This window comes from Nodosilinea sp. LEGE 07088, assembly GCF_015207395.1.
Classification (GTDB): domain Bacteria; phylum Cyanobacteriota; class Cyanobacteriia; order Phormidesmidales; family Phormidesmidaceae; genus Nodosilinea.
On the sequence record NZ_JADEWX010000005.1, the window covers coordinates 38,641 to 62,813 of the forward strand.

The 24,173-nt window shown below is 57.6% G+C and carries 25 protein-coding genes, 1 tRNA gene and 1 pseudogene; 10 read left to right on the forward strand and 17 right to left on the reverse strand.

Translation table 11 applies throughout. The features are described from left to right. The first annotated feature begins 191 nt into the window (after window positions 1–191). The 3 genes from IQ254_RS02675 (at window position 192) to IQ254_RS02685 (ending at window position 2,486) form a co-directional block, all read left to right on the forward strand. On the forward strand, window positions 192–965 hold the full coding sequence (locus IQ254_RS02675) for an ABC transporter permease (protein WP_193964077.1): 774 nt from the start codon (window positions 192–194) through the stop codon (window positions 963–965). Window positions 966–974: 9 nt separating this feature from the next. Then, window positions 975–1,820, forward strand: coding sequence for a glutamine amidotransferase (locus IQ254_RS02680; RefSeq protein WP_193964079.1), 846 nt, complete (start codon window positions 975–977; stop codon window positions 1,818–1,820). A gap of 474 nt (window positions 1,821–2,294) precedes the next feature. Next, complete coding sequence (locus IQ254_RS02685; protein ID WP_193964081.1) at window positions 2,295–2,486, forward strand: DUF2949 domain-containing protein; 192 nt, start codon at window positions 2,295–2,297, stop codon at window positions 2,484–2,486. A 200-nt stretch (window positions 2,487–2,686) separates the two neighbouring features. On the opposite strand, the gene IQ254_RS02690 is transcribed toward IQ254_RS02685, so the two are convergent. From IQ254_RS02690 to IQ254_RS02735, 11 genes are all read right to left on the reverse strand, one after another. After that, the gene (locus IQ254_RS02690; RefSeq protein ID WP_193964083.1) at window positions 2,687–3,808 is read right to left on the reverse strand and encodes an FAD-binding oxidoreductase; all 1,122 of its coding nucleotides are present in this window, start codon (window positions 3,806–3,808) and stop codon (window positions 2,687–2,689) included. A 20-nt stretch (window positions 3,809–3,828) separates the two neighbouring features. Further along, window positions 3,829–4,275: a photosystem II protein PsbQ gene (psbQ, locus tag IQ254_RS02695; RefSeq protein ID WP_228040015.1), complete on the reverse strand. Its 447-nt coding sequence runs from the start codon at window positions 4,273–4,275 to the stop codon at window positions 3,829–3,831. Between the two features lie 96 nt (window positions 4,276–4,371). Next, the gene (gene folP / locus IQ254_RS02700) at window positions 4,372–5,253 is read right to left on the reverse strand and encodes a dihydropteroate synthase (RefSeq protein WP_193964085.1); all 882 of its coding nucleotides are present in this window, start codon (window positions 5,251–5,253) and stop codon (window positions 4,372–4,374) included. A gap of 69 nt (window positions 5,254–5,322) precedes the next feature. Continuing rightward, complete coding sequence (locus IQ254_RS02705; RefSeq protein ID WP_193964087.1) at window positions 5,323–6,045, reverse strand: amino acid ABC transporter ATP-binding protein; 723 nt, start codon at window positions 6,043–6,045, stop codon at window positions 5,323–5,325. Further along, window positions 6,038–6,697, reverse strand: a complete 660-nt coding sequence (locus IQ254_RS33000; protein ID WP_228040018.1) for an amino acid ABC transporter permease — start codon at window positions 6,695–6,697, stop codon at window positions 6,038–6,040. The genes IQ254_RS02705 and IQ254_RS33000 overlap by 8 nt, the downstream gene beginning before the upstream one ends. A 9-nt stretch (window positions 6,698–6,706) precedes the next feature. Continuing rightward, on the reverse strand, window positions 6,707–7,507 hold the full coding sequence (locus tag IQ254_RS33005; protein WP_228040020.1) for a transporter substrate-binding domain-containing protein: 801 nt from the start codon (window positions 7,505–7,507) through the stop codon (window positions 6,707–6,709). Window positions 7,508–7,689: 182 nt separating this feature from the next. Beyond that, window positions 7,690–7,959: a DUF5340 domain-containing protein gene (locus IQ254_RS02715; RefSeq protein ID WP_193964088.1), complete on the reverse strand. Its 270-nt coding sequence runs from the start codon at window positions 7,957–7,959 to the stop codon at window positions 7,690–7,692. 58 nt (window positions 7,960–8,017) lie between these two features. Next, window positions 8,018–8,911, reverse strand: a complete 894-nt coding sequence (gene trpC, locus IQ254_RS02720; protein ID WP_193964090.1) for an indole-3-glycerol phosphate synthase TrpC — start codon at window positions 8,909–8,911, stop codon at window positions 8,018–8,020. Between the two features lie 149 nt (window positions 8,912–9,060). After that, complete coding sequence (lpdA, locus tag IQ254_RS02725) at window positions 9,061–10,497, reverse strand: dihydrolipoyl dehydrogenase (RefSeq protein WP_193964092.1); 1,437 nt, start codon at window positions 10,495–10,497, stop codon at window positions 9,061–9,063. A 257-nt stretch (window positions 10,498–10,754) separates the two neighbouring features. Then, the gene (locus IQ254_RS02730; protein ID WP_193964094.1) at window positions 10,755–11,567 is read right to left on the reverse strand and encodes an RNA methyltransferase; all 813 of its coding nucleotides are present in this window, start codon (window positions 11,565–11,567) and stop codon (window positions 10,755–10,757) included. 33 nt (window positions 11,568–11,600) lie between these two features. Beyond that, a tRNA-Leu gene (locus IQ254_RS02735) sits at window positions 11,601–11,684 on the reverse strand. Window positions 11,685–11,963: 279 nt separating this feature from the next. Here IQ254_RS02735 and murA point away from each other — a divergent pair. From murA to IQ254_RS02750, 3 genes are all read left to right on the forward strand, one after another. Next, window positions 11,964–13,250: a UDP-N-acetylglucosamine 1-carboxyvinyltransferase gene (gene murA, locus IQ254_RS02740; RefSeq protein ID WP_228040022.1), complete on the forward strand. Its 1,287-nt coding sequence runs from the start codon at window positions 11,964–11,966 to the stop codon at window positions 13,248–13,250. Window positions 13,251–13,403: 153 nt separating this feature from the next. Next, window positions 13,404–14,786, forward strand: a complete 1,383-nt coding sequence (locus IQ254_RS02745; protein ID WP_193964098.1) for an FAD-binding oxidoreductase — start codon at window positions 13,404–13,406, stop codon at window positions 14,784–14,786. Then, complete coding sequence (locus tag IQ254_RS02750) at window positions 14,783–15,235, forward strand: hypothetical protein (RefSeq protein ID WP_193964100.1); 453 nt, start codon at window positions 14,783–14,785, stop codon at window positions 15,233–15,235. The genes IQ254_RS02745 and IQ254_RS02750 overlap by 4 nt, the downstream gene beginning before the upstream one ends. A 362-nt stretch (window positions 15,236–15,597) precedes the next feature. On the opposite strand, the gene IQ254_RS02755 is transcribed toward IQ254_RS02750, so the two are convergent. Then, window positions 15,598–15,762, reverse strand: a complete 165-nt coding sequence (locus IQ254_RS02755) for a hypothetical protein (protein ID WP_193964102.1) — start codon at window positions 15,760–15,762, stop codon at window positions 15,598–15,600. 192 nt (window positions 15,763–15,954) lie between these two features. After that, window positions 15,955–16,199, reverse strand: a pseudogene (locus tag IQ254_RS33420) (phage integrase N-terminal SAM-like domain-containing protein); the annotation flags it as partial. A 1,064-nt stretch (window positions 16,200–17,263) separates the two neighbouring features. Between IQ254_RS33420 and IQ254_RS02765 the strand changes: the two are divergent. Further along, window positions 17,264–17,836 (forward strand): sugar transferase, encoded by a 573-nt coding sequence (locus IQ254_RS02765; RefSeq protein ID WP_193964104.1) that lies wholly within the window; start codon window positions 17,264–17,266, stop codon window positions 17,834–17,836. Between the two features lie 213 nt (window positions 17,837–18,049). Here IQ254_RS02765 and IQ254_RS02770 read toward each other — a convergent pair whose 3' ends face one another. From IQ254_RS02770 to menA, 3 genes are read right to left on the reverse strand one after another with little or no spacing between them, the layout of a single operon-like run. Then, window positions 18,050–19,444, reverse strand: a complete 1,395-nt coding sequence (locus IQ254_RS02770; protein WP_193964106.1) for an AMP-binding protein — start codon at window positions 19,442–19,444, stop codon at window positions 18,050–18,052. After that, entirely contained in the window at window positions 19,429–20,421 is a 993-nt protein-coding gene (locus IQ254_RS02775) for an o-succinylbenzoate synthase (RefSeq protein ID WP_193964108.1), read from the reverse strand. Before IQ254_RS02775 ends, IQ254_RS02770 begins: the two co-directional genes overlap by 16 nt. Beyond that, on the reverse strand, window positions 20,411–21,337 hold the full coding sequence (gene menA, locus IQ254_RS02780) for a 2-carboxy-1,4-naphthoquinone phytyltransferase (RefSeq protein ID WP_193964110.1): 927 nt from the start codon (window positions 21,335–21,337) through the stop codon (window positions 20,411–20,413). Before menA ends, IQ254_RS02775 begins: the two co-directional genes overlap by 11 nt. Window positions 21,338–21,572: 235 nt before the next feature. On the opposite strand from menA, the gene IQ254_RS02785 reads away from it, so the two are divergent. Next, the gene (locus IQ254_RS02785) at window positions 21,573–21,950 is read left to right on the forward strand and encodes a single-stranded DNA-binding protein (protein ID WP_193964112.1); all 378 of its coding nucleotides are present in this window, start codon (window positions 21,573–21,575) and stop codon (window positions 21,948–21,950) included. A gap of 244 nt (window positions 21,951–22,194) precedes the next feature. Here the strand turns inward: IQ254_RS02785 and IQ254_RS02790 are convergent, their stop codons facing one another. Next, window positions 22,195–22,557, reverse strand: coding sequence for a DUF1823 family protein (locus IQ254_RS02790; RefSeq protein WP_193964114.1), 363 nt, complete (start codon window positions 22,555–22,557; stop codon window positions 22,195–22,197). A gap of 194 nt (window positions 22,558–22,751) precedes the next feature. Between IQ254_RS02790 and IQ254_RS02795 the strand changes: the two genes are divergently transcribed. Further along, complete coding sequence (locus tag IQ254_RS02795; protein WP_193964116.1) at window positions 22,752–22,985, forward strand: hypothetical protein; 234 nt, start codon at window positions 22,752–22,754, stop codon at window positions 22,983–22,985. Window positions 22,986–23,055: 70 nt separating this feature from the next. Further along, window positions 23,056–23,952, forward strand: a complete 897-nt coding sequence (locus IQ254_RS02800) for an alpha/beta fold hydrolase (protein ID WP_193964118.1) — start codon at window positions 23,056–23,058, stop codon at window positions 23,950–23,952. Window positions 23,953–24,173: the final 221 nt, after the last annotated feature.

A 24,173-nucleotide genomic window follows, 5' to 3' on the forward strand; every position in this document is an offset into this window, starting at 1 on the left:
GCTTAGGTCAGACTCAGTTTCTGGGATTTTCCCAGAAACCTGTGTGGAGAGCGACTTCGGCATTACGGTAACACAGCCTCTCGGCCAAGAGAGGGAGCATCCGCAGCCCCCGGCCAAAGAGGGAGGATGCCCACGTGAAACACGTTTATTGACTGTAATATTAAGTTGCCTTTACAGTCTACTCATCCTCAATGAAATACGTACGAGAGACCCTAGCCGTTGCCCAACGCATTCTGGTGGAGCTGGGGCGACGGCGGCGGAGTCTGGTATTTTGGGCCATATTCCCGGTGGTGCTGCTGGTGCTCAACAGCCTGATTTTGCAGGAGCGCCTGCAGATTTCCCTGGCTGACGCCTATACCCAGGCGGCACCGGCCACCCTGGTGGGGGCGGCGCTGTTTTTTAGCGGGCTGGGGGGCAGTGTGGCAACGGTGGTGTCTGAACGCGAGCAACAGACGCTCAAACGCCTGTTTTTGTCGCCCCTGAGCGGGGTGTCGTATTTCTTAGGCATTTGCTTGGCCTACGGGGTGATTGGCTTGGTGCAGGCGGGGCTGGTCTATGCGATCGCCCTGTTCCAGGGAGCCACCCTCAACGGCAACCCCCTGGCCAACCTGCTGATTGTGGGGCTCAGCATTGCCGCCTATGTCGGCGTGGGATTTGTGCTCGGCACCCAGCTGGCCCGCCGCACCGAAGATGTCAATGCGCTGATTGCGGCCTTTGGCATTCCCCTGATGATTTTGGGCGGCACCTTTTTGCCGACGGCCTTTTTTCCCGATTCCCTGGCGCGGCTGACTCGGTTCAACCCTATCTACCACATGATTGAGGCCCTGGCCGGAGTCGTGGTGCAGGGTGACACCCTCAACGATGTAGGCAATCATGTCAGATTCTTGGCTATTTTTGCCGTTGCTATGGTGGTGGCTGGGTGGCTGTCTTATCGCCGCATGGTGCGGGTCGAACGCCAGCTTTGAGGTCTAACTATGAGTGCTCATCTCCCTGTCTTAGTCATTGTCCATCAAAAAACCTCTACCCCCGGCCTGGTCGGAGACTTGCTGTGCGCCCTCGGGTTTACCCTCGATCTTCGCTGCCCGGCCATGGCCCACCCCCTGCCCGATACCCTAGACCACCACAGCGGTGTCGTAATTTTTGGTGGCCCCATGAGCGCTAACGACGACCACATAGCGTTCATTCGCCAGGAGCTCGACTGGATACCGACGGTGCTGGCTGCCGGCAAACCCTATCTGGGCATCTGTTTAGGAGCCCAGTTGTTAGCCCGTGCCCTGGGGGCAAGGGTCGCCCCTCACCCCGCTGGTCAGCGAGAAATTGGCTACTACCCCATCGTGCCGACCACCCTTGGACAGGAACTGCTGCCGACTCCACTGATGGTTTACCAGTGGCACCAAGAGGGCTTTGATCTGCCTTGGGGCAGCCAGCTGTTGGCGACGGGCCAGACTTTTCCTCATCAGGTGTTTCGCTACGGGCAGCGGGCCTACGGGCTCCAGTTTCATCCTGAGATCACCACGGCGATGGTTAATCACTGGACCACCGAAGGTGCCGATCAATTAACCTGCCCTGGGGCCCAAGGGCGGGGCCATCATTTAAGCCAGCACCGGCTCTATGGCCCCGCGATAGAGAGCTGGCTGGGGCAGTTTTTGGCCGATTGGCTTGGAGTGACTGCTCAGATACCGGGAACTCAGGGGCAGGAGCTATCTGACCCCTTTGCTGTCGGTGCGGTAGAGGCCGGTTTTGCTGACGCCGCCGCCGCCGCCGCTCTATTCAATCTGATCAACCCCTTGGCTGAGCCAGGCCCGCCGCCCGCAGGCTAAAGCTGTGACAGGATGTCATCGGTGGGATTGTTGGATACAGGTATGCCCCAAGAATTCCACGTCTGTACTTAGGGGCAAACGGCCGTTTGCCTTTACCCAATTCATGCCACCATTCAGCAACGCCCCCTCGGTGGAGGCCGCTTGCGATCGCCCCATGATTTCAACTAAATGTTAAGGGTTTCAAATTTCCGTAACGGATGGCCTGAGATTATGGGTCACGTTTGGGCATCTTTTATTACATCGATAGGCGGCTAATACTGAGCTGAGGCTCCTGGTATTGGCCACAATAGTCAATCCTCTTCTAGAAAATAAGGGGATGTAGTCTAGCCCTAGCTTGAGGCAGTGCCCTGCGGCAGGGTGTGATCAAAGTTCGGTTAACCCAATTCAAAATTCATGTTGCCACTGAGGCATCCTTGTGTAGAATCGTGGGCAACATCCTGTCAACCCTAGCGACCTTTAAGGAGGTGAGACTCTATGGCGGTAAGCATGCATCCTAATTTAATTCGCTTTTTGCAAGACGACCTGGCAATTTCTACGGCCTCAATCCAGGTTGCGCTTAAGCATAGCGAGCAAGACCCCGGCCCGTTGCCGATGATTCTCTGGCAGTATGGTTTAGTCACCCTTGAGCAACTAGAACAGATCTATGACTGGATGGAAGCGGCCTAGGCCCAAAGCAATTTGGCTTGAACTCCCCTAAGAGGCGTAGCACCGGCTGCGCCTCTTGTTCGTTTTAGGGACGTTTTTGGCATTACTCAAACCCTAGTACCGAAAGGCAGAAGTAAGAAGGCAAAAGGCAGAACGGGAATTCCAAGTCTCACCAGGGTTTCCGCGTTGGCAAATAGGTGGGTTATTTCCGCTGCACAACGCTATAAATTGGCCAAAGCGTCACGAATAGCTAGGGCGGTGGCCGGTGCCAGCAGGACACCGTTGCGGTAGTGGCCGGTGGCTAACCAGAGATTGCTGTAGCCGGTAAGGGGTTGAATAATGGGGGCCGCTTGGCCCTGGGGGCGGGGGCGGAGGCCAAACCAGCGATCGCCGATCTCAGCCTCTGCCAGACCTGGGCAGTAAGCCACGGCAGCCCTCAGAACCTGATCTAGCCGGGCGATTTTGGGCTGCATCGCCAGCGCCTCCTCTAGAGTAGTGCCGGGGGGAAATTCGACCGTAGCGCCCACCCAGTAGTCGCCATTGCCCAGGGGCACGAGGTGAATATCGTTGCCGTTGACTACGGGCTGAAAGCCTGGCTGCCCGAGGGGTGCATCCCTATGCAGGCGCAGGGCCTGACCGAGCACCGGGCCAATGGCGATGGGTTGGCCCAGGTCTTGGGTCAGGGGCAGCGTGCCTAACCCCGTAGCCATGATGACAACATCGGTGGGGTGGGTTTGGGCGGTAGTCTGTACCGCAGTACAGAGGCTATCTGCTGCGGCCCCGGTCGGTCTGGCTACATCAAACCCGACCACGGCTTCCCCGCAGTAAAATGTCACTCCCTTGGCTCTGGCCCCAGCCACCAGGGCGTGGGTTAGCTCGGTGGGGCTGACCTGAAAGTCTTGGGGGGAGTAGATGCCAGCGGCAATGGCATCGGTGTTGAGGTGGGGGGCGCGATCGCGCAATTGCTCAGGCGACCAAATCTCTAGCCGATACCCCTGGCGCTGGCGAATTGCCTGAAGAGACTGCCATCGAGGCAGCTCGCTAGCCTCAAAACAGAGGCTCACAATACCCTGGGTATTGTGCTGAATAGGCTGCCCTATCAGCGCTTCTAGCTCGGGAATTAAGGTTTGATAGCGCTGCAGGCTGCGCTCGCGTAGCCACCAGTTACGGCCCTTTACCTTATGGCTAATGACTGCCATGGCTACCCCCAGGGCGGCGGTGGTAGATCCCTGGGCTGGTTCAGCGCGATCGATGACCGTGACCTGAAACTCGGGGTTGAGGCTGAGCTCGTAGGCGATCGCCGCCCCCACCACGCCGCAGCCGATAATCGTGATTCGTTTCAAGGTGAAGGGATTAAGGCCGTCTATTGGAAGGTGGGAACCAGGCTCAAAAAGGAATCAAAATCATCCAGAGCATTGCGGTACTCCTGGCCCGCTACCACCTGCTGATTGTTGGCAGCGGCTTCATCGAGGCGCTCCAGGTGAGCATAGAGATCTTGGGCCAGGGCCTTAGCCTGGGGCTGATCTTTGGTGAGCAGGGTGGCAGCTAGGCGGTTCACCCGGGTGCGCAGTTCGCCCATGGGGCCGTGGATAAAGCTTTGCACATCGACCCAGTCTTTTTGCTGAATGGAGCCCTCCAACTCTGGGAAGCGATCGCGCAGACTGGCCACCGCAGGGCTATAGAGCTCTACCTGCTGCAAAATCTCTGGAGTATAGGTGGTTGGGATCTTAGCCGCCGGACTACCGCAGGCCACCAGGCAAGTTGCCACGATTGCCAGCACAATTCCCAAAAGAGGTCTAAAGCGTCCCATAGTTACCTTTTACGCGTTCTTTCCCGTCGTCCTTATCTTACGTTGGGATGGGGGCGTTATGAAGCATAGGAAGGGATATGGCGCGATGGCGTTCCCCTACTCCCTCTGTTGCCGCCACACCGCATCGGCTACGCGACAGACATCGTGCATCTCGGCCCCGTCGTGAACCCGAAGAATATCGGCCCCGCCCGCGATCGCGGCGCAGCAGGCCGCCGCCGTACCCCATGCCCGCTGCTGAGGGTCGGGCTGATCCAGGATGTGGCCGATAAAGCTCTTGCGCGATGGGCCTACCAGCAAGGGGCAGCCCAGGGTGCGAAAGTGATCCAAATTGCGCAGCAGCTCTAGATTCTGATCGTAGGTCTTGGCGAAGCCCAGGCCGGGGTCCACGGCAATTTTGCTGGGTTTAACGCCCACAGCGATCGCATCCTCGATCTGGTGCTGCAAAACCTCGTAAATTTCGCCCAGCAGGTCGTGGTACTCGGTGAACTGCTGCATAGTGGCCGGGGTGCCACGCAGGTGCATAATCACAATTGGCACGCCCAGGTCGGCCACGGTCGAGAGCATACCCTTGTCGTAGGTACCCGCCGAAATATCGTTGATAATATCGGCCCCAGACCTGACCGCCGCCCGCGCTACCGACGAGCGGGTGGTATCGACCGATATCATCGCCTGGGCCAGGGTGTCATCGTCATCGCCCCGAATCGCGTTGATCACCGGAATCACCCGATTGAGTTCTTCTTCGCGGGAGATTGACCCTGCCCCCGGTCGGGTGGACTGGCCACCAATGTCAAGCATATCGGTGCCGTGGTGTACCAGGTGCCGGGCCTGGGCCACCGCCCGCTCTACGGTGTCAAACTGGCCCCCATCGCTAAAGCTATCGGGGGTAACATTGAGCACCCCCATCAGATAGGTGCGGCTGCCCCAGCTCAAGGTGCGATCGCGAATTTTCCAGGGGGATGGAGCTGTGATTACTGACATGGCCGTTGCCCCAGCTAGAACCTCTGCTAGCTTAAACGAATTCGCGCAGCGTCGGGTTCCCCAGACCTTTTACAGCACCTTTTCTAAGAACTGCTGGGCGCGATCGCTCTTGGGGCTGGTAAAGAAAATATCCGGCGGTGCGTCTTCTACCAGGTAGCCGCCATCTAAGAATAGGACGCGATCGGCCACCTCGCGGGCAAAGCCCATCTCGTGGGTGACGATGCACATAGTAATGCCCGTGTCCGCGAGCCCCTTCATCACGTCCAGCACCTCTTTGACCATCTCGGGGTCGAGGGCGCTAGTGGGTTCGTCAAACAGCATAATGTCGGGTTCCATGGCCAGGGCGCGGGCGATCGCCACCCGCTGCTTTTGTCCCCCCGACAGTCGCGACGGATACTGGTCGACCTTCTCTGACAACCCCACCTTGGCCAGCAGGTCGATCGCAATTTTGCCTGCGTCGGCCTTCGACAACCCCTTCACCGTCATCGGTGCGTAGGTGAGGTTTCCCATCACTGTTTTATGCGGGAACAGATTGAAATGCTGAAACACCATACCCACGTTCTGGCGCACCTTGAGAATGTCGCACTTCGAGGAAGTAATATCTACCCCATCCACAAAGATGTGCCCCGCCGTGGGAATCTCCAGCAGGTTAATGCACCGTAGCAGGGTTGACTTGCCCGACCCCGACGGGCCGATGATCGCCACGACTTCCCCCGTCGCCACCTCCGTCGAGATGTCCTTCAACACCTCCAACGGCCCAAACGATTTAACTAAATGTTCAATTCTAATCACTGCGGCGCATCCTCCGCTCAAGAACTTGGGCGGCCTGAGTCAGCCCCATCACCATGACGTAGTAAATCACCCCCACCACGATCAGCGGCTCAAAGTAGAGAAAGGTCTGCCCCGCCACCACCTGGGCTCGCCGCATCAGGTCTAACACCCCAATGGTAGACACCAAAGCCGAATCTTTTAGGAGCGCAATGCTCTCGTTGACCAGGGCGGGCAAGATGTTCTTAAACGCCTGGGGCAAAATGATGTCGAGCATCATAGGTCGGTAGGCCACCCCCAGCGACATCGAGGCTTCTCGCTGCCCCTTGTCAACGGCCATAATGCCCGCCCGAATCGTCTCAGAGCTGTAGGCCGCCGAGTTGAGGGCAAAGGTAAACACCCCCGCCTCAATGGGCGAAATCTTGTAGCCAATGATCTGGGGGGTGGCAAAGTACACCAGGGCCAGCTGCAAAATCAGCGGCGTACCGCGAAAAATCGACGTGTAAAACTCTGCAAACCATCGCAGCGGCTTAATGCTGGAGATCTTCAGCAGCGACAGCAGGGTGCCCAGGGTAAACCCAAACAGAGCCGATAGCAGGGTGAACTGAAGGGTGACCAGCACCCCCTTGAGAATAAACGGCAGCGACGGCAGAATCTGGCCAAAATCTAAATTCATGGGCTTCGATTACTCAGCCCCGTCGCCAAACCATTTGACGATTAGCTCTTCCATCAGCCCGCTCGACTCCATCTCGGCCAGTATGCGGTCAAAGTCGGCCACTAGTTCTGAGTCTTTGGGAAAGGCCACCGCTGACCCCACCGGGCCTTCCTCTGGAATCACCACCGATTCCAGATCGGGGTTGTTGGCCAAAAAGCCAGCCGCTACCGTGTCTTCAATAATGGCGGCGTCAATGCGGCCCGACTTTAGCTCCTGCACAATCTCGTTGATGCGATTAAGAGGCGACAGTTCCAGGCCAGCAGTCGATTCGGCCAGTTCTTTGCCCAGCTCTTCTTGAATTGAGCCCAGCTGCACCCCTACGGTTTTACCGCCCAGGTCGGCGGGGCCGGTGATGCCGCTGCCCGACGGAAATACAATGGTCTGCTTGGCGTCGTAGTAAACCGACGAGAAATCGACATTTTGCTTGCGCTCTTCGGTGGGGGTCATACCCGCCATCACAAAGTCGGCCCGTCCGGCCTGTAGCGCCGGAATCAACCCGTTGAAGTCGATGTTATTGATCTCTAGCTCATAGCCCAGTTCGGTAGCAATGTGGCGGGCAATATCGACATCAAAGCCGACAATCTCTTCGGTACCGCCAGCGGTTTCCACAAACTCGTAGGGGGGGTAGTCGGCGGACGTCGCCATGGTTAAAACGCTGCCCCCGGCGGCGGCATCATCGCCGACAGACTGGCCACCGCCACAGGCTGCGGTTAGCCCCACAGTGGTCACAGCAACGGCTACGGTAGACGCTAAAAACCAACGTCGTTTCATGGTTTGTCCTCACAAACGTATCAAGCTCGAGTAGGTCAGCTAGAAACCAAACTGTGCGCCAGGAGCATGTGCTTTGGCCAACTGCCACCAGACTCCGGGTTCAGCCCAGAAGCTGGCTATAGCTTGCAGAGAAAAAATCTGCCTGGAAGTAGCGAACACTACCGTTTGACAAGATCTTGCCCCTAGGGGGCCACATCTTCAGGTACCAAGCGATCGCCCCGTTGATTGGTCGACCACTGGTATTCGACATCGATCTTAGCCTGTTTGCAGGTTTCTTCGAGCTGCCGCTGTTGCGACAATGCCTTACGCAGGGCAACGATCACCTCCTGCACCTGGTGGCGAATCTGAGGATTTTGGTAGGCCACCGCCATCGTCTGCTGCTCTAGCAGGCGGAGCAGTAGTTCGTAGTGAATGTGAGAGGGGAGCGGAAGCGGTTTGCCCATGTCTGCCATTGTGGTGCCCGGGGAGCGATCTGTTGATTAAACCAGGAACTTCAATTGAATTCGGTGCTCATCCGATGTTTTTTTCGTAAAGCTGGTCAATGGCAAGCCCTGGGTCGGGCTGACGAATGAGCGACTCACCCACTAACACTGCTTTGGCCCCAGCTGCGGCAACGGTTTGTAAATCTGTCGGGGTATGAATGCCCGACTCGCTGACAATGAGCGCCCCACTGGCGACCAGGGCATCGCGTCGGGCTGTCATCAACTCTGCCGTAGTTTCCAGATGGGTGGTAAACGTTTCTAGGTTGCGGTTGTTGATGCCAATTAAGGCTAGCCCCGGCACCGCCAGCACTCGATCCAGTTCTTCTAGGGTGTGCACTTCAACTAGCACTGCCATGCCCAGCGCCTTGGCAATTTGCACGAAGTACTTTAAGTCCTGGTCAGACAGAATGGCGGCAATGAGCAGGGCAGCATCGGCCCCCTTCAGGCGGGCCAGGTACATCTGGTAAGGGTAGATGATGAATTCTTTGCACAGCAGCGGTAGGTCTACGGCCTGACGAATCTGGGCCAGGTACTCGAAGTCGCCCTGAAAGAAGGCTTTGTCGGTGAGTACCGATAGGCAGGTAGCGCCGTGGGCGGCATAGGTTTGGGCGATCGCCACTGGGTCAAAGTCGGGCCGGATCACCCCTTTGCTGGGAGAGGCTTTTTTGACCTCAGCAATGAGGGCGGGGGCGGTTTCGCTAGCGCGCAGGGCACCGATAAAGTCGCGGGGGGGCGGCGCGTCGAGAATCTGACGCTGGAGGTCGGCCAGCGATAATTTTTCCCGCAGCTGAGCCACTTCGGTTTCTTTGTGCCAGACGATTTTTTCTAAAATGTGCCTGGGTTCAGCGTCGTCAGCTTTAATTTGATATTGCAAGCTTTTTACCGCAACGGCGGGGTTGGGAGGGCGGCGGCGAATTTTCATTTGAATATAAAAATCTTAATTTTGGATTGGAGTAGGGTAGGCACGGCCCACTATTAGTTTGAGATTCGTAGGATGGGCAAAGGGCCTCGCCCGTGCCCATCGGAGTTATTGGATGCTTGGCGCGATGGGCACAGCACAGCGTGCCCATCCTACGCAGGTACCACGACGGCTCGCTTAAAGGCTTCGTCAAGCACCTCTGACAGGGTGGGGTGGGTGTGAACGCAGAAGGAGAGGTCGGTGACGGTTTGGCCCTGGGCGATCGCATTGGCCGCCTCCTGAATTAGATCGGCGGCATGTAGCCCAATGATGTGGACCCCCAGGATTTCACCACTGTCTTTGCGGTAGATCACCTTCGCTAGCCCGTCGGACTCACCCTCGGCCAGGGCTTTAGAGTTGCCTTTAAAGTAGGTGCGCACTGTGTCGATGGCATAGCCCTCGGCCTCGGCTTTGGCCTTAGCGGCGGGCTCGGTCAGGCCGACGAAGCTAACCTCAGGATGGGTAAAGGCCGCCGCCGGAATGCTCATGTAATTGACCGGGCGCGGTTCGCCGCAGATGGCTTCCACCGTCAGAATGCCCTGGGCCGAGGCGGCGTGGGCCAGCATCATTTTGCCGGTGGCGTCGCCAATAGACCACAGGTGGGGTACCGGCTGGCCATCCCGCAGCACCTGCAGGTGATCATTGACCGGAATAAAGCCCCGGCGGTCGGTCTCCACACCAACTTTTTCTAACCCCATATCCTTGGTGGCGGGAATGCGGCCGGTGGCCACGAGACAGGCATCTACCTCCAGGGTTTCAACGACTTCGCGGGTTTCGCGATCGGCCAGCTCGATCACCACCGGGGAACCGGGGGTCACCTTCTGGGCAATCACCCCGGCCCGGGTCTCGATGTCGCGGGGGGCAATCAGCACCCGTTGGGCGATCTTGGCGATGTCGGGGTCGAAGGTGGGCATCAGCTGATCCAGCGCTTCGATGATGGTGACTTCGCAGCCCAGGGCGGTATACACGTCAGAAAACTCTAGACCAATGTAGCCGCTGCCAATGATCGCCACCCAGTCGGGTAGCCAGTCGAGCTTGAGGGCTTCATCACTGGTGAAGACGGTTTTGCCGTCGGTTTCAATGCCGGGGGGCACAAAGGGGATCGACCCAGGCGAAAGAATAATATCCTGAGCGGTGAGCAGCTGTTCGCCCTCGGCGGTGGCGATCGCCACTTTCTGCTCCCCCGCCAGCCGGCCCCAGCCCTTAATAATGTCCACCCCCAGGCGGGTGAGGCTATTGGTCATATCGCCCTGAATTTTGCTGACCAGGTTTTTGGCATGGTCGGCAATAGCCTCGCGATCGTAGCTCACCCCCCCCACCGAGATGCCCAGGGATTTGAGGTGGTGCTCGTTGCGTAGCTCCCGCACCCGGCCTGACGCCGCCAGCAGCGCCTTAGAGGGAATACAGCCCCGATTTACACAGGTACCCCCCATCACATCGGCCTCGACAATGGCGGTTTTTAGCCCCCGCTTGACCCCATGCAGGGCAGCTCCGTGGCCCCCTACCCCGGCACCAATAATCAGCAGGTCGTAATCAAATGCGTCGCTCACAGCAGGCTCCTGAACAGGTGATCCAAAAAATAGGGTTGATTCCAGACAGGCCAGGGCGCAGAACCTACCCCAGACAATCTAATCAACTTTTCAACCCCCGACATTAGTTAAGCGGGACAAAGTTTCTTTCCATTCTTGACTACAGCGGGGCAATCAGACAACTCCTAAAATCCTAGGCTCCATTCCCAGATCAACACTGCTGCCGCTGCCTCACTATGCGGCAGGAAGCCTCTGCGCGTCTGTATTCCAAGCTGGGGCTAGCCGCTGGGCCCCCCACCGCTCATTTTTTCTTTCTCCCATCGCTGCCGCTGTGCTTCATAGAGCAACAGCGCGGCTGAAATGCCCACATTGAGCGACTCAACGCCTCCCATCATGGGGATGCGTACCTTGAGCGTGGCCTGGCCCTGGAGGCGCTCAGAAAGGCCCGCCCCCTCGTTGCCCAGCACCAGGATGGTCGGTTGAGTGAAATCTATGGCCCAATAATCCAGGGTTGCATAGGAGCTGGTGGCGACCAGCTGCACCCCGGCTCGCTGCCAGCTGGCAAGCTGCGCACCGAGATCATGATCCACCGCCATCGGTAGTCGAAACCACTGCCCTGCCGAGGCTCGCAGTACCTTGGGGTGGTCGGGGGCGACGCTGTCGGCGCTGAGCCAGAGCCCATCGACCCCGGTGGCGACCGCCGTGCGAATAATGGTGCCCAGGTTGCCGGGGTCTTGCAGGGCCTCCACGGCTAGCCCCAGTTCCGGCTCTGATGGGTCTGGGGCTAGCAAAATCTGAGGGGCTACGGCCAATACCCCATCGGGGTGCTGAGTCGTCGCCATGGCCTCTAAAACAGTCTCGGAGACTGGCTCTACTCGGTCAGCCCGCTGCTCTAAGGCAGACGCTATATCGCCGTGAGTTTGGGCCCAGCTAGGGGTATAGCAGACGGTGGTGAGGGGATAGTCGGTGGCCAGGGCCTCTTGGATGAGGTGAGTGCCTTCGAGGAGAAACTGCTGCTGCGATCGCCGCCCTTTGCTCTGATGCAGCTTGCGAATGGACTTAACCAGAGGATTTTGTAGGCTCGTAAGCAAGACATTATCCCCTGGTCGAACCGTTGCTATAGATGCGGAACCCGGGACTTGAACCCGGATGTTATTGCTAACACTAGGACCTGAACCTAGCGCGTCTACCAATTCCGCCAGTTCCGCTGGCTGAGCGCTATAAACGCCGCGATTTGTAATCATGCACTGAGAAGTAACCGCAGTCAAGCATTTGAAAAAAGATTTCGTGATTCTGAATGAATCGGCTATTCTGATGTGGCCGAATGCGCCAAAGAAACCCAGAATTACTATGGCGAAATGATGGTTTCGGATAGAATCTAGACGAAAATCTGGGGAAAAGTGGAGTTATCAGTTGTGGAGGACACCGCTATCGTTACGTCCATTGGATTGCCAAACCCTATAACCACCGATGAGTCGGATGGTGCCATGCTCGAAGTTGTTGGCGGGACTCCTCTCTCCGGCCAAGCCACTATTAGTGGGGCCAAAAACTCGGCCCTGGTGGTGATGGCCGGCACTCTGCTCTGCTCACAGCCCTGCCGCATTCGCAATATTCCTCACCTGATGGATATTGAACGTATGGGCGAGGTGTTGACGGCCCTGGGAGTTGGCCTCAAACGCGAAGACGACGCTTTGGTGGTTGACGCCAGCACCATTGCCCACACTAAGGCGCCCTACGACGTTGTGAGTCGTCTACGGGCTAGCTTCTTTGTGATTGGCCCGCTGCTGGCCCGTATGGGGGTGGCCCGTATTCCCCTTCCCGGCGGCTGCGCCATTGGGGCTCGCCCGGTAGAGCTGCACGTCCGTGGACTCCAGGCGATGGGAGCCGATGTTCATATTGAGCATGGCACCGTTCACGCCTATGTGCCTGGCAGCGGGGGGCGGTTGAAGGGAGCCAAGATCTATCTCGACTACCCCAGCGTCGGGGCGACTGAAACCCTGATGATGGCCGCCACCCTGGCCGACGGCGAAACCATCATTGAAAATGCTGCCCAAGAGCCAGAGGTCGCCGACCTGGCCAACTTCTGCCGGGCGATGGGGGCGCGAATTCGCGGCGCGGGCACCAACACGATCACCATCGTTGGCGTGCCCAGCCTGCACAGCACCGACTACGGCATCATTCCCGATCGCATTGAGGCCGGTACGCTGCTGGTAGCTGGTGCCATTACCCGCTCTGAGCTGAGCTTGTATCCGGTGATTCCCGAGCACCTCACCGCTGTGATTGCTAAGCTGCACGAAATGGGGGGCCAGGTTGTCGTTGAAGGCCATAGCCGGGTGCGCTACCTCCCTGCCCACACGATTTCGTCTACGGATATTCAAACCGGGCCGTTTCCCGGCTTTCCGACCGATATGCAGGCTCAGTTTATGGCCCTGATGGCCGTCTGCGAGGGCAGCAGCCTAATCACTGAAACGGTGTTTGAAAACCGCCTGCGTCACGTGGCTGAGCTCAACCGCATGGGGGCCGACATTCGCCTCAACGGCAACTGCGCCATTATCAAAGGCGTGCACCAGCTCTCCGGTGCACCAGTGCTCGCGACCGACCTGCGGGCTTCGGCAGCGCTGGTGCTGGCTGGTCTAGCGGCCAAGGGTACGACCACGATCCAAGGGTTGCACCATCTCGATCGCGGCTACGATGACCTGGAGGGTAAGCTGCGGCGGCTGGGTGCCAACCTGCGCCGTTATACGGATGCGGCGGCGGCAACCACTACGGCCTAACGCTCACCTCAATGCTGCTGATCTCTACTCGCCAACGGCCAGGGTCTCTCAGGACTCTGGCGATTGGTGTTGATTCCCCGGCGGGGTTGAACAGACCTGAAGTCTGAATGGGCTTTAAACTAGCAAGCGTAGTCTCACGTTTTTGGTTGACCCATGACTTTGGCCCCTGCTGCTACTGACTGGGATGCTCTGGCCCAATCGTTTGGGGTCATCGAAACCCTGCGCGAGCCCACCCAGCGGGAGAAGCTCTCGAAGGACTACTACTACTTCAGCCCGATATTGCAGGGGCAACTGGCCGATCGAGTGGCCGATTTAATCGTGCGACCGACCACCGAGGCGGAGGTGCTGACAGCGGTGAAGGTCTGCGTTGATGCCCGGATACCCGTAACGGTTCGGGGGGCGGGGACGGGCAACTACGGCCAGTGCATTCCCCTAGCGGGCGGCGTGGTGCTGGACTTGAGCAAAATGAATGCCGTCAAGCGGGTTGAACCCGGGGTCGCCTGGGTTGAGCCGGGGGCCAAGCTCGCTGTCATCGATCGGGTGACGCGGGCCACGGGCTGGGAACTGCGGATGTATCCATCGACCTACCGCACAGCGACCATTGGCGGATTTATCGGCGGCGGCAGCGGCGGCATTGGCTCGATTACCTATGGGCAACTGCGCGATCGCGGCAATCTCAATGCCGTGCGCGTGGTGACCTGCGACGACTATCCCCGCGTGATCGAGCTGCGCGGCGATGCTGTGCAAAAGGTCAACCATGCCTACGGCACCAATGGCATTATCACTGAGTTAGAGATTCCCCTCGGCCCCGCCTACCCCTGGGCCGAGCTGATTGTCGTGTTCGACGACTTTATGACAGCGGCCCGGTTTGGTCAGGCCCTGGGCGATGCCGATGGACTGATCAAAAAGCTGATCAGCATCCACGCCTGGCCTATTCCCAGTTATTTTGCGTCGCTACAGCCCTATTTGCCTGCGGGCAAAGCCGCTGCCCTGCTGATGGTGGCCGAGCCTTCTCTAGAATTGTTTGGCGAACTGGTGCAGGAATTTGGCGGCACTATCACCTACAGCAAGTCGGCCCAGGAGGCTAGCAAGGGTGCCCCCCTGGCCGAATTCACCTGGAACCACACCACCCTCCACGCCCGCAGCGTTGACCCGTCGCTCACCTACCTACAAACCCTGTTTCCCTACGACCCCGAACTCAAAGGGGTGCAGCACTTCTACGAACACTTCGGCGATGAGGTGATCATGCACCTAGAATACCTGCGCATGGCCGGCAATACGATTGCGGCGGCGCTGCAAATTGTGCGCTACTCGACCCCTGAGCGCCTGGCCGAAATCATCCGCTACCACGAAGACAACGGGGCCCTGATCGCCAACCCCCACACCTATTTGCTCGAAGACGGCGGCATGAAACAAGTCGATGCTGTGCAGGTCAACTTCAAGGCCGAGGTTGACCCCTATGGCCTGCTCAACCCCGGCAAAATGCGCGGCTGGCTCGAGCGAGAGGATGCCCTAGCGGCTGAACAACGGCCATGACGGAGCGTTCATTTACCGATGTAGATCGGGTTGAGTCGCTGAAGGCCGCTGTTATGGCCGGGGTCGCGGCGGGATGCGCGGCGGCGGTGCTGCTGCTCTTGCATCGGGTTCCCAATCTGGGTTGGGGGGCGGCGCTGCGATCGCTGACTTCTGGCCTCAGCGGCAGTACATTTTGGCTCAGCGCGGCGATCGCAGGGATCTCTGGCGGGCTATTTGGCATTACCTACCGCTATGCCGTGCGCCAGGACAACAACTCGCAGCTCAAGGCAGGCGTTGTTTTAGCCTTTAGCCTGGTGCGGGGACTGGCGCTGGTCAATGTGGCGGCGGCAGTGAGTCTACGGGGCTGGCCGTTTACGGTGGCGATCGCCGAAAGCTTGCTGATGTTTGTCGCCGCCGCTGTGGTGTTGGAGGTAGCCCAGCGGCAGGGCTGGGTTAAGGCTGTAAATTAGCGTTTCCATATTTCTGTGAAAACGTTTGATGAACGACAATGGCCATAGAGTACACCTCTGCAAAGAACAACATTAACGGTTTTGACGGGTTGGCAACGGTGGGAGATGGGTTTGGCGCTCAGCATCAGAGCCGAACGAGCGACCCTGAGCTAAGCGAGGTATTGCGTTGCTGTCGCTAGAATTGCCCAATGGGGTTGCGATGGTCAAAGACCGGCCTTAAGGGCCAATGCGACAAATGCGTTAACGGGTTGGCAAATATGCGTCACATGGCTTAGACCTCTGGCGATGCGGGCGCAGGTAACCCATGGGATTGAGTAAAGGTGCCGTGCAGCAGGACAACGCTACACAGCTGTGCCACTTCTTTACACAGCTGTGCCAGTAAAGCGGATCGCGGGGTCGATCAGCTTTATCGCGAGGTCGATCTGCTTTACAGCTATGCCACTTTGCCTTACAGCTGTGCCAGTAAGGCTGATCGCAGGGTCGATCGACTTCACAGCGGCCACGATCTGCTTCATCGCGGGGGCCATAGGCTTTATTGCGGCCTCAGGGTGTTATACACAATCCGCATTGAGAAACCTTGATTCAAAACAGACCTGTAGGCACCGCCCACCTTCCACCTCCCGCTCCCATCGGGGATTTGACAGGGAGGGTTTGATGGTGGGTGAATGAGTCAGGTGGTGGGCATTGCCCACCCTACCTTTGGACTCGGCTCTCATTTAGAGAAACAAAATGACGCTCAATGCCTGGCTTTGAGTGGATGCGGCCACCTGCTCTTGCACCGCCAGATGGGTTAAAAACTGAGTGACCTCTGCTGTGCCCATCTCTTGTGGGTGACGCTTGTTGTGGAACAAGATGTAGCGGCGAATCCAGTAAATTAGGTTTGCTTTGTCCGGTAGGAGTAATGTTTGAGCCTCAGGGCATCTTGTACCTGGTCTAGCAGTTTCTTGGGACGAGGCGGTTCCATGGCAGACTCCGTACATGAGTATCAATTGCAACACCATAGTACCCATGAACTCTAAGGAAGATTGGAAGATATGCGGATCTTGTCTGCCTATCTACCCCTGAGAGGGCTAATATGCAGATTATTCGCCGCCTATCTACCCTCTGAAGGTGATTATGCAGCAGATAATCTGCATATCTACCCCACAGCGGGGATATAGGCAGATTAGATCAGTCCAATAACTTGTTAGCTGCGCGACTCGAAGTCGTTCGGGGGAGTTGGAAGGACTCCTGAAAGTCCTTCCCTGCCAGTGTTCAGGCAGATGTCCGCATCGGAATATTCAACCAGTAATGGGAGGGTAGCATCAGCAGACGAGGTTAACTGTCGAAGCACCTTCAGAGCCAAATTGAGGGTGCAGGCTAGGGCAAGGTTGCTAGGGATAACGTGAGTGAATCCTTGATGAGGCTTCGTTAATTTAGGTGCTCGCAATGGCTGATACGAGCATGTTGGGGCCTATGGGAATCGGCAGCGGCTAAATGTCGGTTGAGAACACCCCGCCCCCGGAGTATAGAGGAGTCCTAAGGCAACCGCATCTCCACCCCGTGCGGAACGAGGAAACCCCGATAGAGTCCTGGACATGCCGTCATTTTCAGGTAAGCAGAGGGCAACCAATGCCGACATCTCTAGCGGGCACAGGATGTCCCAAGACGCGAATGCCGTCCGCCGAAAGGCAAGCGAAAGTCATAACGCGACGGATAGGGCAATACCCAACCCGAAAGGGTGCAGACGTGGGACAGGTGATGGTCTTGACTGAAGGTGAGATGAGACTTAACTGGCGGGAAAAGTTAGGTACAGGCTTTGGTTTGTAAACGTAACCGCCAGGACAATTCGCAAGGGTTGTTAAGAATCGGAGACACTGAATCTCAAGACGTTGCTTGAGCCGTGTACGGTGAAAGTCGTATGCACGGTTCTGAGGGGAGGGAGGGGGATATATATCTAAAACCTCCTCCTTTACCCGACGGCTGTAGTTATCGTGTGTACTCGGATTATCTCGAATCCTCACAGCAACTCTTGATTCTGGAGAGGCAATGTTGAAACGGTCTTTTGATATTGTGGTTGCCTTGTTGATCTTGTCTACAACTGCGCCACTGCTTTTGCTCGTTGCTGTGTTGATTCAATTAGACTCGCCTGGAGTCGTGCTATATCGCTATCCCTGCATCGGTCAAAAGGGTAAGCCGTTTGGATTGATTCGCTTTCGCACAATGGATCGATACTACGATCCCCAAGAGACGACTGAACGTCAATTAACTCGCATCGGCGCGATTATCCGAAATTACTCGATCGATGATATTCCCAATCTGCTCAATGTGCTGAAAGGTGATCTGAGTATCATTGGTCCTCGCCCTTCGGAACCCCATTTTGTGGATTTAGCGAACCCTGAATGGCAAACTATTCTCTCCGTTCGTCCGGGCTGGATCGGTCTAGCGATTCTGAGCTTGGGATCAAGCTTTAACGCTAGTGATCCCAAGCTGAAACGCCAGTTAGAGTTGCAGTATGTTGAGCGGCAGTCGTTGAGTTATGACTTAGCCCTGTTAATTAAAGCGGTACGATCGCAGATTGTGAGTCGAGGCAACATCAAAGCCCGTGGCAGAAAATGGTAGCCCTCACATTGGGGCTATGCTTGTAACATGGCTACTTACAATGTTTCAAACCATTTAGGAGGCGATCGTGCAATGGCTGTGATGGAGTGGTTGGCAGAGATTGTGGAGGAGAGCCAGCTAACAAGTCGATGAAGCGGACGGTTGAAAGTCTAGGTGCTGAGTTCGAGGTTACTTGTCGCCGCTTATCTTTGTCGTTAGACGATGCATCCTGTTTCACAACAGGCGTGATTTTATATCTAAAATCCACTTCGCTAGAGCGAGAGCCCGAGAGCGGCTCAGCTTGCCCTGGGCTGTTCTGGGCAGGGCATCCACAAGAATCCACTGTTTCGGTAGTTTGTAGGCCGCAACCAGAGGCTTTAGAGCCTGTTGCAAGGTCCTTAATAACATCGGGGATTCAGCGACAACCAGGGCGCAGAGCTGCTGCCCCCAGCGATCGCACGGCAGCCCCACCACACAGACATCGCTGACACCTTCCAGGCTCAGCAGTACCGCCTCAACCTCCTCGGGAAAAACGTTCTCGCCGCCAGTAACAAGCTTGCTGCTGCTGCGCCCGATCACGTGCAGATAGCCATCGTCATCGAGGTAGCCAACGTCGTCGGTGGTTAGCGATGATGCAGCAGGAGCAATAGCCTGAGATTTTAGATATCCCTGCGCAAGTGATGCTGCGTGGACAACAATTTTCCCAGGCTGGCCTGAGGGCTGGGGATGATTCTGGTCGTTGAGGATCACGAGATTGACGTGGGGCAGGGGTCTGCCGCTGCTGCGGTGTCCGACCAAAAACTCCTCGGGCCGCAGCGTCGCGATCTGGGCCGCGGTTTCGGTCATGCCGTAGGTGAGCGCAACGGGGATTTTTGCGGCCTGGGCCTGGTCGAGCAGCGATCGCCAGGCCGGAGCCCCCCCCAGCAGTACCGCCCGAAAGCTCCGCAACCAGGGGATGAATTCTCCACCCAGGGTCAACAGTTCTTGGAGCTGGGTCGGCACCAGGGAGAGAAAGCCCTCCGCAGGCAGTGGCAACGGCCCTTCGGCCTTCAGCTCTCGGTAAGCTTGTAGGGCCAGGCATCCCCCGGTGGCGAAGACTCGCAAGGCCTGCATCAGCCCGCTGACGTGAAACAGCGGCAGGACACAGTAGGCATGGACTGGCTCCACCCCAAAGTGGGCGACAAATCCCTGAATGGAGACCATGAGCGTATCCCAGGTATGGGCCGCAAACTTAATCTGTCCGGAGGCCCCGCCGCTGGGAATGAGAATTTGATCGGGGTTCCCCCCCGATACATGGCAGGGATAAGCGCCTAAGCCTGGAGCAAGCGGTGCATCCCTGCGGCCAGCCACCATGGTTTGCACCTGTTGCCATTCCCACTGACCCCAGCCAGGGTTGGCCAAGACGACAGCACAACCGGCATCCCAGGCGGCCAGGCAGGCAACCAGAAATTGCAGGGGATTGGGGTCAGCAATTAAGACTCCGGCCCCATCTCCCTGATGGCCGGCTCGGTAGGCAACAAATTGAGGGGTGAGTTGATCGAGCCGCTGCCAAAATTCCGAGCTGCTGAGGCCAATCAGCCAATCGTCGCCCCGGCGATCGCCCAGCACGTCCCCTAAAGTCTGTCCCATAGTTCGGCGGGGGTGAGGGTATCCCAGTCGTCGGCGAACCAGCCCTGGGTGTCAAAGCCCAGCGCCGGGGCTGGCTCGGGGGCACAGTGGCAGGCCAGGGCCAATGCCGCCTGCCGGCCCACTCTGGTTTCAAAGGCGGAGGAAAAGACTACTCGGGGGTGATGGGCCTGGCAAAAGGCCTGTAGGCGCTGGGGTAAGCCCGCGATCGCAGGTTTAACCACCACGACACCGCGCCAGCCTCTGGCCCAGCAAGCCTCCAGTTGAGCCAGGGTGGCGACCGATTCATCCAGGGCGATCGCAGTTTGGTAATGTGCCGCCAATGTCTGCATGGCTGCCAACCGATCGGGCGGTAGCGGCTGCTCCAGGTATGCGATCGTCGCCACGTGAGGATCGGCGTTGATGCGATCGCAGACTGTCAGCCATTGCTCTGCTTGCTCGAGACTCAGGCCCCCATTGGCATCCAGGCGCAGTTGAGCATCGTGGGGAAGTGCCTCTATCAACTGCTCTAGCCATTGGATTTCCTCGGTCATAGCCTGCACCCCAATTTTCCATTTCAGGGTGCGGTGCCCTCGGGCTATGGGTTGGTGTGCCATAGCCAAAGCCGCTGCTCCGGTGGGCAAGAGGCCGCAGATGTCGGCGTTAGCGAAGCTATCCGAAGGAACCGCCGATTCTGCCCGATCGATCGCCGCCGTCAGATCGGCCAGGGCGCAGGCCAGACCAAATTGGGTGGCCGACAGTTCATTGGGCACGGCCCCGGGTTGCCATGCTCCGCCCCTGGTTTGGCAGAAGGCCAGGGCATCTGCCACCGTTTCGGTACCAAACCAGGGAATCGGCGCAATCTCGCCATACCCGACTCGGGCCTGGCTATCCCTCAGTTGCACCAGCAGCCCCTCCCGCCAACGCCACGATCCGTGAGCGGTTTTCAGGGGCCGGGCAAACTGCCTGCGGTAAGCACGCACCGCGACATCAACCCCCATAGGCGCTGAGCCCATAGACACTGAGCCAGAGGCCCAGACTCAACAGCACACCGCTCCAAAAGTGAAAGCCAATAGCAAAAAATTTGGCGTTAAAGACCCGCCCAGGCTGGTCATGATAGCGGGTGACGTGGCGACTCAGCCGCCAGGCCGACGGCAGACTCACAAACACCAGCCCTGCCTCCAGGGGCAGCCGACCTGACCCAATCCCCAGGGCTGCGATCGCAAACACAATGCCACAGATCCAGGGCACTAGCGCCGCCCCTCGACCCGTGCCCAGGCGCACAATGGGCGATCGCTTACCGGCGGCCAAGTCGTCGTCTACCTGGTGAAAGTGAGAACAAAACAGCACCAGGGTAGTGGTCAGTCCGACAATCACCCCTACCAGTTGACTGCCCCACGACCAGCTCTGGGTCTGGCTGTAGTAGGCCGCCCCCAGGGCTAAGGGGCCAAAACTAAAGAAACACAACACTTCGCCTAAGCCCTGGTAGCCGAGGCGAAAGGGTGGCCCCTGGTAGAGGTAGCCGAGACCGCAGCAGAGCAAAATGAGTACCAGCACCGTGGGGTCTTGCTGGAGCAGCGCGATCGCCACAATGCCGGCCATGCCCAAGGCCAAACACAGATTGGCGAGGGTAAATACCAGCCCCCGATTGCGGGTGAGATTAACCACAGAATGGGCCTTATTCACATCGATGCCGGTGTCAGCATCAAACACATCATTACTGAGATTTTCCCAGGCTAAAATAAGCACCGCCGACAGTAAAAATAGCGCAAAAATACTGCCGTTAAACTGGCCCGTCTCAGCGTAAGCGATCGCGCTCCCCACCACCATCGGCATCATGGCAACGCTATACATAGGGGGCTTGATGGCGGCCAGCCAGAGCTTACGGGCCGCAGAATCTACCGATTGAGTGGTCATAGCACTGTAATTTCTCCACACCTACCATATCGCTAAGCTGGGCAACAGCTGCGGCCAATTTTATCTGGGCGACCTCAGCCATCAGGTCAAAAACACGGAGACTTTAGTCTAAAAAGTTACGTGATTTTCCATAGCGAATTGTTAATTAAGCTTGTGCATATTAAAGCCACAGACATCTGCTTGATTGGTTTGGTTGGGCAGGGTCTAGTGCATCAACCCTATGGAGATTTCAGCTATGTCCAGTCGAGGCTTAAACCTGTGCACCCTATCGGGCCATGTGGCTGCTGACCCCCAAGTGCGCAATATTGCGCGCAAGACCGGGGGCAATACCCAGGTGGCCGAAGTGACCATTTATGTCGATCGTATTCCCAGCCGCAAAGACAACGACAGCTTTACCGTCGATGTCAGCCTGTGGGAAGGGTCTCCCGCCTGGCGCAAGCTGACCCACATTAAGAAGGGTTCGCTGATTATCGCCAGCGGGGCGATCGATGCCTCTCCCTACGTCAGCAAGACCGATTCCCAGGCTCGGGCCGGCTTACAGCTTAAAGCGACGGATATCTTTCTCGATGCGTCGCCCAAGGCCGAAGAGCCCAAAGCCACCCAAGAGTTCTAACCTATTCAACTATTCTGCTGCGCCTAGGCCCATCCCTACAGGTCATACAGTGGCTCGGGTATCCCTTGGAGGGCGGCCAGCAGATGCAGAATCCACGGAGAGCGCGCCGTGGGTCGAGAGCGGGGATGCGGGTTAAACCGCATCCTTTTTTAATGCAAGGCTGTTTTAGTCGGGGTGAGTCGGAGGCCGACTGCGGAGATTGCCGCCCCAGGGCAAGGGTAAATGACCTGGCCTGAGACACCGATTAACTGGAGCGATCGCGCTGTTGTTGGCGGTGGCTGAGCAGCCAGTTTACCACAGTGGCCCGCCGGGTCAATCGAGGGATGAGTTGGTCTACCCTGTAGCCCTTAAACCCCAACTCTGCTTTGAGCAACTGCTTGTGAGTAGCCGGAATTGAGCGGGTTAGCTGTACGGTGGCGGGGCGGCTTTCAATAAAGTTGGGAGGCTGGGGATATTTCTCTGACCAGGCGGGTTCCACCCCCGAGCTATCCCACCCGGCGGTGGTTTCTCGGTAGCCCAAACCCTGCCAGACCAATTTGTTGACGGCATCGTCGTCGAGTTCATCGTTGAGAATTGCCCACAGGGTATCGTCGGTCAATGGGGGCATAGTTACTCATCCATTTGCTAGCGATTTCCGGTGGGCAAGTCTGGGTTAACTGGCCCTAGCTGGCTACTTATTATCACGCAAATTATCGCGCAAACTGGCTACCTGTCGGTCACGTCCCCACCCCAGATCGCACTTATTAAGCAGAGGCTGTGTTGAATATCCCTGGGTCAGTTGGCGGCGACAAGGAGTCAATCATGCGACGACCCCATCATCCTAAACACTTGTTGGTGTTGACGTTCAGACTGATCAAATACTTTTTGCTGGGCTTAGTCGGTTGCACCATCGCCTATGTGATTGCGCTCGTGTTTGACCTGCCGCTGGTCTCGGTGGTGATTGTGGTGTTTCTAGAGCAAGTGCTGGCGCGATCGCTGGTTGTGCTGGGCTGTCTGTGGGCGATCGCGGTGATCAGCGAATCGACGCGCTACTAGCTGAAACCCACTCTTTTCGCTAAGGTTAAGGAGTATGAAGCTAACCTGAGTAGTCTAAAGAGGCTTTGCCGTGACATCTACCCTGGTTGCTCCCGCTAGCCAAACCTGGCAGTGGCAGGGGTTTTCTATTCGCTACCAACGCCTGGGGACTGGCGGTATCCCGGTGCTGTGCATCCACGGGTTTGGGGCCTCTAGCGACCACTGGCGCAAGAACCTCCCCGCCTTTGGAGACCAATACCAGGCCTATGCGATCGATTTACTCGGCTTTGGCCTGTCGGATAAACCCACCCCCAATGCTCCGCTGGCCTACACCTTTGAGACCTGGGGGCAGCAGGTGCTCGACTTTTGTCGCGACGTCATTGGTCAACCCGCCTACCTGGTCGCTAACTCCATCGGCTGTATCGTCGCCATGCAGGCCGCTGTTGATGGGCCCGAATGGGTCAAGGGCGTAGTCATGCTCAACTGCTCCATTCGGCTGCTGCACGAGCGCCGTCGGGCCGAGATTCCCTGGCACCAGCGCCTCGGTACCCCCATCGTGCAGGCTCTGCTGGGCTATGCTCCGGTGGGTCGTTTCTTTTTCTCCCGCATTGCCCGTCGCAACGTGATTCGCAACTTGCTGGGTCAAGCCTATCGGCGTCCTGAAGCCGTTACCGATGAGCTGGTGGAGGCCATCCTCAATCCTGCGCTCACGCCTGGAGCTGCCGATGTCTTCCTGGCCTTTGTGCGCTATTCCCAAGGCCCGCTACCCGAAGATCTACTGCCCCAGCTGCAGTGCCCGGTGTGGATTATCTGGGGCCAAAACGACCCCTGGGAACCGGTGGCAATGGGCCGCGACCTAGCGAATTATCCCGTGGTCAAAGCCATGCAAGAACTCCCTGGCGTGGGCCACTGTCCCCAGGATGAAGCCCCTGAGCTAGTCAACTCTCTGGTGCTCGACTGGCTAGGGGAAGCTGAAGCAGCGGCTTAAGGTTGGCGGTCAATAGGGTTTCTTCAGAGGCAATATCTACCTGGATTCACCGTCCTAGATTCACTGTTCTGGGTGCAGGGTCTAACCGTTAAGCTTGCCCACTGTCGAGCGGTGAGGAGATGGCCGCCTCTGCTGCTCAGCGCTGTCTCATTGCTAAAGTGTCTCTAAAGGTTGCCACCATTCCCGGTCGGCCTCCCTACCATGAAGGCAATGCCCAAGGG